General features: G+C 40.1%; 8 protein-coding genes. 6 read left to right on the top strand and 2 right to left on the bottom strand.

Annotated features, from left to right (window positions below; translation table 11 throughout):
* Positions 1 to 51: 51 nt before the first annotated feature.
* Complete coding sequence (locus A374_RS17655; RefSeq protein WP_007203609.1) at positions 52 to 1,236, top strand: ROK family transcriptional regulator; 1,185 nt, start codon at positions 52 to 54, stop codon at positions 1,234 to 1,236.
* Between the two features lie 52 nt (positions 1,237 to 1,288).
* Here the strand turns inward: A374_RS17655 and A374_RS17650 are convergent, their stop codons facing one another.
* Positions 1,289 to 1,771 (bottom strand): hypothetical protein, encoded by a 483-nt coding sequence (locus tag A374_RS17650; protein WP_007203608.1) that lies wholly within the window; start codon positions 1,769 to 1,771, stop codon positions 1,289 to 1,291.
* Between the two features lie 492 nt (positions 1,772 to 2,263).
* Positions 2,264 to 6,016 carry a S8 family serine peptidase gene (locus A374_RS17645; RefSeq protein WP_007203607.1) on the bottom strand — a complete coding sequence of 1,251 codons (3,753 nt, stop codon included), beginning with the start codon at positions 6,014 to 6,016 and terminating at the stop codon, positions 2,264 to 2,266.
* A 263-nt stretch (positions 6,017 to 6,279) separates the two neighbouring features.
* Between A374_RS17645 and A374_RS17640 the strand changes: the two genes are divergently transcribed.
* From A374_RS17640 to asnB, 5 genes are all read left to right on the top strand, one after another.
* Entirely contained in the window at positions 6,280 to 7,836 is a 1,557-nt protein-coding gene (locus tag A374_RS17640) for a hypothetical protein (RefSeq protein WP_007203606.1), read from the top strand.
* A 4-nt stretch (positions 7,837 to 7,840) separates the two neighbouring features.
* The gene (locus tag A374_RS17635; protein WP_007203605.1) at positions 7,841 to 8,533 is read left to right on the top strand and encodes an OmpA/MotB family protein; all 693 of its coding nucleotides are present in this window, start codon (positions 7,841 to 7,843) and stop codon (positions 8,531 to 8,533) included.
* Between the two features lie 219 nt (positions 8,534 to 8,752).
* Positions 8,753 to 9,841: a response regulator aspartate phosphatase gene (locus tag A374_RS17630; RefSeq protein ID WP_007203604.1), complete on the top strand. Its 1,089-nt coding sequence runs from the start codon at positions 8,753 to 8,755 to the stop codon at positions 9,839 to 9,841.
* Complete coding sequence (locus tag A374_RS17625) at positions 9,838 to 10,308, top strand: hypothetical protein (RefSeq protein WP_007203603.1); 471 nt, start codon at positions 9,838 to 9,840, stop codon at positions 10,306 to 10,308. Before A374_RS17630 ends, A374_RS17625 begins: the two co-directional genes overlap by 4 nt.
* Before the next feature lie 875 nt (positions 10,309 to 11,183).
* On the top strand, positions 11,184 to 13,004 hold the full coding sequence (gene asnB / locus A374_RS17620; RefSeq protein ID WP_007203602.1) for an asparagine synthase (glutamine-hydrolyzing): 1,821 nt from the start codon (positions 11,184 to 11,186) through the stop codon (positions 13,002 to 13,004).
* The last annotated feature ends 209 nt before the right edge of the window (positions 13,005 to 13,213 follow it).

Genomic DNA, 13,213 nt, shown 5'->3' with positions numbered 1-13,213 from the left:
TCATGAAGTCCTGTATACTATTAATTAATTAAATTTATTTGAGGTGTTGATATGCAGCGTGGAACGTTTCAACTCATGAAATCACTAAATCGGACCATCATTTTAAATAAAGTTCGCTTAGAAGGTCCTATTTCACGAGCTCAAATCGCCAAAGATACATCCCTTACACCACCAACTGTGAGCTCAATCGTTAAAGAGTTAATTAGCGATGGCTTAATTATGGAAAGCGAGCAAGGTGCCTCCAAAGGTGGACGGAAGCCAACGATGCTCATCATTAATAGCAATTCCTTTTACGTGATTGGTGTAGACGCAGGTCCTACGGATATTACAACGGTCTTAACGAATCTTGAAGGTCATATTTTAACGTCCTTCAAGCGCGTGTTGCCCTTTCCGCTCACGAATGACGACTTACTTGCCATGATGATCGAAGAAATTCAGAAAGTGTTTGTACAGGAAGATAAACTAATCGGTATTGGTGTTGGCATGCACGGCGTCGTCGATAGCCACAATGGTCGTGCACTTTATGCGCCTAATTTAAATATAAGAGACGTCAACATAAAAGATGTATTAGAAGCGACGTTCGGGTTGACGGTAATGGTTGAAAATGACGCTAAAGCACTCGCACTTGGGGAAGTTTGGTTTGGTGAAGCCAACCGTTTAAGTCACATTGCAGCTGTGAACGTTGGAAACGGCATCGGTGCTGGCATGATTGCAAATGGTAAAATTGTACAAGGTCATCACTTTATTGCAGGAGAAATTGGCCATATGACCATTGATATTGGTGGTAAACCTTGTAGCTGTGGTAATTACGGGTGTTTACAAACGTTAGCAGCCGGACCAGCCATAGCAGAGCGCGCGCAAAAAGAAATAGCGATTGGTCGTGAAAGTGTATTAAAAGAAATGATGGATGGGGATTTGCAAGGAATTGATGGACAGCTTGTGTACGAAGCCGCTAAACAAGGTGACGAATTAAGTATTCATGTCCTGCAAACGACGGGAAATTACTTAGGCATCGGCTTAACGAACCTTATTCATATTTTAAATCCTGAACATATTATTATAGGTGGCGGGGTAGCCAATGCAGGTGACTTCCTCCTTAACGCCGTAAGAGAAACCGTTGCTAAAATGGCGCTAACCGAGCAAGCGAAGCAAACAACGATTACACTTTCTACACTCGGTGAAAAAGGAACCGTGCTTGGTGCTGTTGCTCTCGTGTTGCAAGATCTATTTGAATAACCCGCCATGTAAGCGCTTAGCAAAGACGAGAGACGTCCGCTCTCGTCTTTTTTTAGTCTGCTTTTGTCGGATGAGGAACGAGCAAATAGTATATATTGGTTTTGCGATTCATATGAGGGGTTACGTGTTCATCTGTCGTGGTTTCGATCGTTTTATTCTTATTTTTTGTCATTCCTGCGTATAAATCATATTTATAACCATTATGACTTTTAATGACAGCATTAGCATCAGGATTAATTGTAAAGCCATTTCCATTTAAAACCCAGCCTACTTGATTGCCTTTAGAAATCATGCTTGCTGTACCAATGCCAATGTCATTGTTGTTCTTAAACGAGTAAATAAGAATTTTCTCATTGTCTACATATTTTGATTCCCCGATAATCTCTGTTATTTGCGGAGATTGCTTCATCCCATACGCAATAGCCTCGGTTTCAGAATCAAATAGTTTCATGGCAGGTTCTTTTTGTGATGAGCTACAACCAGTCATGAACAGCAAAAGGGCAAGTAACGGAATACCTACATAGTTTATACGCAACGCAGAATGGCCCCCCATCTCTTTTTCTTTAATTTTACCATTATTTAGCTTAATAGCAATATACGACTACTCCTTTGTACCTATTCACCGGAGAAAAAAAGCCTTGGGATACAATACTTCTTCTGACTTGATTGACTTGTTTGTGTGCCGAGTCAATTCTGTTGCGCTTCACTCTTTTCGTAATTATTAAAGAGCTTTTACGCTAGTTCTTCTCATTTTTGAGCGCATTTACGAGATGATCTCTTCTTTTGCTCTATTTTTCATCCCTTACCTACGTTGTTGGAGGCGATTTATCTGGTCTGCGCGCGAATCGGGGACTCCTGCGCGCGAACGGACTTGATCTGCGCGAATCGGAGGCTCCTGCGCGCGATTACAGAAGAGCTTCATGCATTCGATGACATAAAAAAATGGCCTGATCACCGCAACGGATGATGAAGCCATTTTTTTATGTGTTAAGGCTGCTTATGTCCCAGCCTCTAGATGAATTACTGCTTATTTTTTTGTAATCGTAACGGTTTTACGAACAATGTTTCCGCCAAGATCGACTAATTTTAAGTTAAATGTGTTTTTACCTTTTTTCAATGATACTTTTTCGCTATACGTGTGTTTAAGAGTTCTCATTTCGTAAGGCTCTTTAAATGTATGACGATATTTCGCATCATCGTTTACATAAAACTTCATTTCATCGTAATTGTCCCAAAGCGCTACTTTAAGAGTAGCAGTCTTTGCTGTTGTTGTAGTCGGTGCTGTTACTTTCATCGTCGGTTGTGTAGAATCAACGATGACTTGACGACGGAATGCAACACGGTTGCCGTACGTATCAACAGCTTCTACTTTAAACGCATGGACGTCATCTTTTGAAAACGTAAGCGTTTGTGAAAACATATATTTCTTTGTTTTTTCATCGTAAGAGATTTTTGCTGGCTTTCCATCAATGGAGAATGATTTTAAACCAGATTCGTCCGTAACACTTCCTTTTACTTCAACCGTTTTGGACGTTGTTGTTGTTAATGCTTTTGGCGTTTCTACATCAACTGCTGGTACGTTTTTATCTTTATTACCGTTTGCCATATAACGAGCCGTATTTCCTGCATAGTCATAAGATACGACTTCGATTTTTGCATTGCTTGATACATCTTCAAGCTTGTATTCTTTTTCTGATGGTGCAAGTTTCTTAGAAAGAACACTTTTGCCATCTACTAAAATATCTGTGTAAGCAACGCCTGTTCCGTTATCTTTTGCATTCCAAGATACCGTTTTGCTAGTGTTATCCCATTTAGCTGACACTTCAGGAGACTTCGTATCTACATAGAATGGTAGCAATAGTTTTTGTTCTTTTGCTCCTTTATAATCCACCACTGCTTTTACTTCATAGTAGTAGAGACCGTCTTTCACTGTTTTACCGTTTACCGTGCCATCCCATGCTGCATCTGTCACAGTATTGTAGCCTGGCTCTTTACCACCATCATAGTAGTTTTTAATCACATCTTGTTGTGTTTCAATCGTACGTACTTTCTTTTTGTTGCGATCTAGAATAGAGTATTCTACATTCTTCGCGTTGCGCAAGAAGGATAGAACAGGGAACATCTTATCATACGATCCATCTCCATTTGGAGAGAAGGACACTTTATCTTTATTCACGTCACCTTTAACGTCCTCACCAAGGTGTGTAAATGTACTACCCTTTTCTGTTGCAAGTCCAGTTGCTTTGTAGAAAGACTGATCTTGGTCGTAAAGTGGTGCATCGATAATTGGTGCTTGATCCCATTTACCGTGGAAACCAACATAAGGAACCGCTAAGTTAGGATTTTTGCCTTTTACGTCAACAAAACGAACAAATCCTTCTACGAAGTTACCGTTTTTGAAGATCTTCTTAAGTGGTTCATTGTTAATCCAGTCAACTGTATCTTTTAAGTCTACAGAAACTGTTACTTTCGCTGTGCTATTTGCTTTCACTTTTACTGAATCTACTTTCTTCGATCCATCCATAAAGGAGATTGGGAACTGTGCTTTGTTCGGATCATCGCTATCGCGTGTCCCTTTTTTGAAAATACCATCTGCTTCAAGTAAGTTCATTCCTTCAATCGCAAGATCCGTTTGAACGTTACCAGCAACTTTATATTCTGCATCTTTTTTGCTGTAGTTTTTCAATTGAAGCGTAAAGCTAAATTTGTCGCCTACTTCTTTCAATGCCGCTTTTCCTTCACCTGATTTCGTTTCTGTAACGATGACCGGTGTTTTCATTGCTGCATGTAAGTCCATAAGACCTGCACCCTCACGACGTGGTGAGTAGAAGTTGCCTGTTTTTCCAGACTTATTAAACAATCCTTGGTCCATTTGTGGACGAGATGTATTCATTAAGATGTTTTTCGCAAGCGTTACGCGATTGGCACCTTTTTGGTTAAAGTCTTTATCAACACGTTCCATTACGAGTGCCGCACCGCCAGCTACGTGTGGAGCAGCCATTGATGTTCCACTCATTACACCGTACTTATCATCGTTTAGTGTGGAGTAGATTTTTCCACCTGGTGCTGTAATTTCCGGCTTGAAATCAAGGCTTGGTGTTGTACCCCAAGACGTGAAGTCAGACATCTTTCCTGCATTTGGATTTGGTAAACTTACCGCTTTTCCTTCAAATGCTACTTCAATTTTCTTGCCTTCCTTCGCCATACCTTCTAACTGATTTCCTTGTGCAATGCTTAGTGAAACGAGCGGAATTTTCGGGTTATCAAGCGCCATGTTTACATAGTCGCCATGCTCTACTTTCCCACGAACGATTAGACCCGCAGCTCCTTGCTTTTCTGCTTCTTTTTGGATCATTGTATAGTTGAAACTACCGTTACGCACAGCAAATACTACTTTATCTTTAACGCTTTTTCCTTTATAGCCATCTGGGCTACCGTCGCCAACGTAAATAACTTCTTTCTTTTCTTTATTAAATACTTCAATTGGGTTTGGAGAAGATTGCTTTTGATACGCAATCGTACCTGTATCTTTACCGTCAATCATAAGCCCCATACCATCAAGTGATAGCTTGCTATTTTCGTAGGAAGCGACTTGAAGTGACTTATCCGCTAGACCCGGTGAACCAACAACGCCTGTATCAGGATTAGAAGGAAGCGGACTTCCAGCACCATTACCTGCATGCGCTGAGTTACCTGCAGAAATGGCACATAAAATACCATTGTTTACGGCATTAACAATCGCTTTTTGTTCAGGCTCATCCGGACGAACGAATGCCGCTGTTGAACCTAAACTCATGTTAATAACGTCTGCTCCAAGGGCAATCGCATCATCAATTGCTTTTACATAAATATCGCTGAATGTAGATGGCATCCCAGGATCGTTACCAAATACTTTCATTGCTAATAGTTGAGCTTCTGGCGCAACCCCTTTAATTCCACCGTTATCTTCATCACCATTGGCACCAACTGTACCTGCAACGTGCATACCATGCATGCTTGCGCCTGGACCAAGGTCACGGATTTCGCTATCATGATCGGCATAGTTATACCCATAAGGTACTTTTTCAGTGTAATATTTTCCTTTTAATTTCTTAGATTGCTTAAGGCTGTCTACTTTACCGGAAGTAAGCTTTACTTTCGTACCTTCGCTTAGCTTCATATCACGGTGTGTAGAATCGATGCCTGTATCGATGACCGCAACGACTTCGCCTTGTCCTTTATAACCGTAATCTTTCCATGTTTCTTTTGCATTGATTAAATCTTTGCTATAAATCATTTCAGGCTTTGCGCCTTTAAACGTTTCTGGACGTTTATATTCATGTGAAATATGTACGTCTTTTACGCCTTCTAATTTCTTAATATCTTTAATGTCACCATACTTCATTTCACCACTAAAACCATTAATAACCGTTGTAAAGTTTTCTTTATACTTTACAGCGATGTCTTTCTTTTCAATATCTTCTTTGATAGTATCTTGCTCTTTTGTGATTTTTTCTTTAAGAGAGGATTTTTCAGAGGCGCTTAAGGCGCTATAGCGCATGTTCTTTTCTTGGGCATATTGGATGGCAGGCTTTTGCTCAAGTTCTACAACAACACGAACTGTATCATTCTTACTATAGTTCTCTTCTTCCTTCGTTTGCTTCTTTAAGTTAAGACCAGTTGGCTTAGTGCCACCGGCTGCTTTTATTTTACTTTTAGATGGTAATGTCCCCTGCGCGCTCGCTACACCACTTGTAAGCGTCATAGCGATCGCGGTCATTAATGCGACTTTTTTCTTCATTCAGCTATCCCCTTTTCACTATATTTTTTCTAAAAAAAGGTGATTACAGGCTGCATCTGTAAACTCCCTATTTATCAGTTTAATCTTACAATTCAGAAATCGCAATTGAATTTTAAAAAGTTTGTAATGTTTTGTTGAAAATAGGCCAATAAATTTAATTTTTTTGCAACAATACTAGAGCTTTAGACCCAGTCTTGTTTTTTTGTACTAGCCTAGAACGCGTCCGAATATGCTTTCCATGTAAAGGAGAGGGGAGCAAGCATATGGATACAGTAACAATGATTGTTGTAGGAATCATCGCCTGTCTTACCTTCATTGGCATGATTGGCCACCTACAAACGAGCAGCAGCTTGCGGAAATGGCTTCGTGAACTAGATGACATAGCATCCGGTCGCCTGCAAGCACCACATTCGCCTTGGCTTCAAAAAGTGTGCGATGACTATCGTCAGCATGAGCGCTCAGGTATTGAGCCCAATACGCAAGCATTAATTGAAAAATATTATTTAAAAGAGAAACTAGTGATTGTTGGGTTGTGGCGTGTTCCGGTCGGAAATGTTCAACGACTGCTGCAACAACTACCGTCCTTTACAATTATATTAGGCGTATTAGGAACGTTTGTCGGTCTAACAATGGCCTTATTTTCTATGCAATCAACACTCTTTGCGCTTGGAGGTGGCGCTTCAGCGGGGGTGACGATGAATTCTATTATTACGTCCTTAACTGCACCGTTCCAAGGGATGAGTACAGCTTTTATTACGAGTATTGCTGGCGTGAGCGCTGCGCTTTTGTTAACGGTCCTTTCTACCGGCTTTTTTTCCAGAGGCACTTCACTTTCTTATTTACATGGAAAAATTATGACAGATTGTGAAGCGTATTTGGATCATACGTTTCGTACCCTTCTGTTACAAGAGAAGCCTCAAGACTCTGTTGAACGCTTACTCGATCGCCTTGCCACAAAAATTGAAGAAAGCTTTCATTCGACGATTGGTCACTTTGGCGCTGTTTTGACAGAGCTTACCTCAGGCTTACAGCAATCGGTCACCGATGTAAAAACCATTTTTGAAACACAGCGTGACTATACTCATTCATTCGCTGCTTCAGCTGGGGCACTTGAACATTTTGGCGCTCGATTTCGCGAAGCTGCCGAAAAGCAAGAGAATATTGCACGTTCTTCTGAAAGCAGTGTAGCCGCACTTACTGGACAAATTTCTACATTTGAACAACAGATTAAAAAAGTGAGTGAACAACAGCAAGCCGGACAACAAAAATTCGAAATGCTCTTAAAACGGTCTGATCAAGCACTTGTTGACGCTGGACGGCGCTCTGAGGAATTTGGTCAACAACTGCTTCGGATCGCACAAGAACAATTGCAACATTATTCCTCTGTGCACGAGGCACTTGAAGGTCGCCTTCAGCAAAAGCAAGAGGAATGGTATTATCGCTATGCGGAAAAACAAGGAGATTATGGGCGCGCAGCCAATGACTTTGCTTCTTCTGTTGGTCAGTTAGAAAAGAGCTTCTATCACATGCTAGAACAGTTAAAACGCGATCTCCCCGAACAGCTACGAACTATTTTGGAACGAGAACGCCAGCTTCAGCAACCTACGAACCGCGATGATGATCGCCGCGAGCTTGCAAGAATGATAGAAACCATTTATCACGGTATTACACGAGAGTTATCGACTTCTACACGAACGCTTGATGATATGCATCACTTACTACAGCGCATGTATCAAACTGCTATGGATCGCCAAACTGTTTATTCGGCCCGCGATACGACAGAGGCGCTTATTCCGCCAACCGATCCAAGAAGGCGGTGAGGACATGCGAGGACGAAAACGGCGTTATGAAGATCCCGTAAACGAAGAGATTTATTGGCCGAGCTTTACCGACATGATGTCGATGATGGTGCTCATCATGCTTTTTGTAGCCATCCTTGCCTATGTACAAAGCATTTATAATGCGTATGATCAACGTCAAGTAAAACACGAGTTACAGCAAGCCGCTCATGTTAAAAAAACGATTTCTGATAAAATTCAGCAGCAGCTTGAAAAAAATGTAGGCAAAGATAAAATTGTCCGCGGCCCGAACAATACCATTTCCTTAGAAGGGAATATTCTTTTTGACACTGGCAGCGCCACCGTTAGTGCTTCCGGAAAAAAAGTGTTAATACCGCTCGCCAATGCGCTCGCTGCGATTATTGATGAAAAAGAGATGAGCAAGTTTCTCTACATTATTTTAATTGAAGGTCATACCGATTCAGTTCCTTATGATAACTGGTCGCTTTCAACCGAACGCGCCGTTTCTGTTGTAAAGTATTTAGCACAGGCGAATCCGAAGCTTGGTCGCATGCCTTATGCGCAATATTTAGCAGCGACTGGCTATAGTGAATTTAAACCAATTGCCAAAGGATCCTCTGCTACCGCTCTTCACAAAAATCGTCGCATTTCCTTTCAAATTATTCTCGATGATAAAAAATGGCAAAATAAACTTAAACAAATTGTTGATCGCAACTAATAAAACGCTATTCTACAATTGAAAAAACGGGAAAATAAGCACCTTATTTTCCCGTTTTTTGTATTTATTTCTCTAAAACAATACGATTTTTGGGAAAACCGAACATATTATCCCATCATAACGACACTGTTTTCGATGTATTTTCCCAATAAGTTTTTGTTCCAAATTATGTTATTATTAGATTAAATTATTTATCGCAAGATGAGGAAGGAGCATCTTATGGGCATTGAGACACTCAGCAAGGAACAGACACTCTGGCCTTTACTTTCAAACTGGTATTTTGAAATTCGCGTTCGCGACTTCACAAAAGCCGGGCAGCTAAAGGATGAGATCGACGACCGGCTTCGGACCATGGAGATCGCTCATAATAAGACACTGTTCATGTATTACACCCTGCTCGAATTTCGCTACCAGCTCCTATTGGAAAACATGGAAGTCGCATCACAGCTACTTGAAACCATCGAAACGCTACAAGCAACCGAAACCTTTCTTTCCTACTACTATCATTTCTTTAAAGCCATCTATGAAATGATGCTGGAAAACTACGATGAAGCTCATCAACAATTCGACAGAGCGAAAGTGCTTCTTATGAAGCTACCAGAAGAAGAAGGCGACGATCGCGCAGAGTTTTATTATAAGGTGGCAGGTTATTACTATCAAATTAATCAACCCTTATTGGCACTACATAGCGCATCAAAAGCGGCCGATTTGTTCGAAACTGAAAATGTAGAAATTTTAAAAGCTGGCTGTGAAAATATAATGGGACTAGCTTGTGTCATGTTAAAAGAATACGCGCAAGCAGAAGAGCATTTTTTCTCAGGATTAGATCTTGTTATAAAGCATAACGATCAAGAGCTTGTATCTTGGTTTCGCTTTAACCTTGGATTTCTCTATTCTGAGCAAAACCTATTACCCGCAGCGATCCGACATTTAAGCGAAGTATATCAGCATCAGTTCCGCCCTCATAAAACAGCCTATCTGTTAGCTTTAAGTCATTACAAAATGGGTGATAAGGAATATGCTGAACAACTAATTGATGAAGGTTTAATTCATTGCTCTCAAAATAGCAGTGATGAATATAAACATCACTTACTCTTGCTTCGTATGTTCCGCTCGAAGATATCAGAATCGACTTTGTTAGAAGCCTTACAATACTTTGAAAAAGAAGAATTATGGGCTTTTATTCAGCAATATGCTGAAGAAGCTGCGATTTATTATCTTAAAACGGATAAAGAGCGATCATGTCACTATTTCGAGATTGCCTACGATGCAAAACAAAAAATTATAGAAAAAGGAGCGTTAAAATGAAAAAGAAACTATCTGCTCTCAGCATTTGTACACTAACTGTTGGTGCGCTAGCACTATCTACTGGAACAGCACAAGCTAGTCCAATCATTTCTAACCAACATGGGGAAGTTTTCTCTAAGGGCGCTACTACTAACCAACATGGGGAAGTTTTCTCTAAGGGCGCTACTACTAACCAACATGGGGAAGTTTTCTCTAAGGGCGCTACTACTAACCAACATGGAGAAGTTTTCTCTAAGGGCGCTACTACTAACCAACATGGAGAAGTTTTCTCTAAAGGTGCTACTACTAACCAACATGGGGAAGTTTTCTCTAAAGGTGCTACTACTAATCAACATGGAGAAGTTTTCTCTAAAGGTGCTACTACTAACCAACATGGGGAAGTTTTCTCTAAGGGTGCTACTACTAACCAACATGGGGAAGTTTTCTCTAAGGGTGCTACTGCTGAACAGCACGGGGAAGTTTTTTAATAGAGATATAAATAAGAGATTGGCAGATATACTAGTCACAAAAAAAGACCCAACTATCATTAATTACAATGAGGTTGAGGTCTTTTTTGTTTCTTCTTCTTTTACTGCGATTCAAGACCAAGTATTCAAGTACATGTTCTATAATCTCTTCTTACTAAATCCAAACACATCTGTATCAATAGGAATTTGCTCTCCAATTTTTGTTGTTAAATATAAATGCAATCGACGTTTCATAATCTTCTATGCATAAAGTTATATCAGATTCCTTTTACACACCTTTATCATTCCCTCTCAATCTAGCAATTCACATTTTTCACAAAAAAAAGCCGCCTCAATCCGAAGCGGGGGGTTAATAAAGATTCTATTAAAAAGGGGGTACTTTTATTATTCCCACTGCACTAGATTTTAATCCTTTTTTATTAAAAATTTTTTCAGTAGAAGGATGTTTTTTTCTGGAAAGCGGGTAAGAGTAGATACAGTAGATTCTATTTCGCCAAAATAGGAATAAAGAGGGTGGAACTTTAGAATTATAAAAAGTTGGGTAACAGGTGATTGACCTACCTATTTCCCAAATACTAGATTGCTTAGGTGGCGTGTTCCTGTCTTTCATGCATATTGAACTAAGAGAAGGAAGAAATCGAGGATTTAACAACGTTTTCAAGAGAACGTCCATCATTAAAATTAGAGATAACCACCCTGTTTAGGCGGTTTTATTCCAATTTTATCCTCATAACGACCTATTGAATGTCTTTATGGAGATGTGGCAATAGGAAAAGTAGGAAAGTAAGAGATGAGTATTTTTTCACGTTCACGTTAACGTTAATATATGCTACGCTTTTCCATGCATTATAACTTAAACGTAAGGAGTGGTAACTATGTGTGGTATTGCAGGCTGGGTTAACTGGTCAGAAGATCTTTCACATCAACAGTCTATTCTTCGAAATATGACAGATTCTATTGAACATCGCGGGCCGGATGCAGACGGTTTTTATTTTTCAACGAAAGCAGCTTTCGGTCATCGCCGCCTCATTGTTATCGATCCTGAGGGCGGACTACAACCTATGCTTCATGGTGAAGGCGAACAAACATTAGCCCTAACCTTTAATGGCGAAATTTATAATTTCTTAGAATTAAAGAAAGAATTACAAGAACGCGGTCATAAATTCCGCACGAATTCGGATACAGAAGTACTTCTTCATACTTATATCGAGTGGGGAGAAGCATGTGTGGATCATCTTAATGGGATTTTCGCCTTTGCGATTTGGGATGAGAAACGTCAAAAGTTATTCCTCGGTCGTGACCATCTAGGTGTAAAACCGTTATTTTATGCACAACGAGGTAACTCCATTATTTTCGGATCAGAATTAAAAGTATTGCTCGCTCATCCTGCCATCGAGCCCGAAGTCACAAAAGAAGGTCTTGCGGAAATATTCGCACTCGGACCTATGCGTACTCCTGGGGTAGGTGTCTTTAAAGACGTAACGGAAGTTCGTGCGGGACATACCGTTACTTTTACAAGTAATAACAAAAATGTTCGTCGCTATTGGAACCTTGTCAGCAAAGAGCATCGTGATGATCTTGCGACAACAACGGAAAAAATTCAAAGCTTACTTGAAGATACAGTCACACGCCAGCTTATTTCTGACTTACCACTCGTAACGATGCTATCTGGTGGTCTTGATTCTAGTGGTCTTACAGCAATGGCTGGTAAAGACTATCATGAAGCTGGCAAAATTCTTCATTCTTATTCTCTAGATTTTCAAAATAGCGCCGATCACTATAAACAAGATTTATTGCACCGTGATCGTGACCAACCATGGGTATTAAAAGTGGCTGATCATGTTGGTACAGAGCACCATTCTACGGTGCTAGGACCGGAAGCCTTACTTGATAACTTCCTAAAACCGCTTTACGCTCGTGATTTACCAGGTGCAGGAGAAATGGAAACATCACTTTATTTACTTTTTAAAGAAATGAAAAAGGATGCGACCGTAGCACTTTCAGGGGAATCAGCAGATGAAGTATTCTCTGGCTATCCATGGTTCCACCAAGATGAGTATTTAAACGGACATACCTTCCCTTGGTTACAAAGTCGTGGATTTTATGCTGACTTCTTATCAAAAGAAGCTGCTCAGCAAATTCAGCCAATGGAATATTTAAACAGAAGATATCAAGAAACATTAGCTGAAGTACCGAAGCTACATGGAGAAAGCGAACTTGGTGCGAAACAGCGTCAAATGTCGTATCAATTTATTACACGTTTCCTACCATTCATGCTCGATCGCAAAGACCGCATGAGTATGCAAGTGGGATTTGAAGTACGTGTGCCTTTCTGTGACTATCGTCTTGTAGAATACTTATGGAATGTACCTTGGGAGATGAAGAGTGTCGACAATATCGAAAAAGGTATTTTACGTCGCGCCTTTAAGGATTATTTACCTGAAGACGTTCGTTACCGTCGTAAATCTGCTTATCCATTTGCTCAAGATCCAATTTACTATAATTCCATTCGAAAATGGCTTATGGATATTCTTTCAAACACTAACTCTCCTGTTACGGATCTCATCGATCGTGACCATATCTCTTCTATTGTAGAAGGTAAAACCGATATTGAAGAAGGTCAAGCAATTAAGTTAATGGAATACTTAATTCAAATTAACACGTGGTTAAAAGATTATCATATTAAGCTAGTCTAACTACAACGTTCGAGCGACACCTGCTGTCGCTCGTTTTCTTGTATTAAAAAAAGCATGCTCCCTTGAGCACACTCCTTCTTAATCTTACAATCAAGTCAGGCAACATCCTTCTCCATATGAGCAGATGTAAGGATCATGCTGTCATCACCATAATTACGACAAGAGAAACTATAACTTTTACGATAAATGTTTTTTTCTTCATGGAAAGC

Origin of the sequence: Fictibacillus macauensis ZFHKF-1 (assembly GCF_000269865.1) — a bacterium.
Classification (GTDB): Bacteria; Bacillota; Bacilli; order Bacillales; family Fictibacillaceae; genus Fictibacillus_C; species Fictibacillus_C macauensis.
The sequence above is the reverse complement of the archived record's forward strand: the minus strand, read 5'-3'. Positions and strand labels throughout refer to the sequence as shown.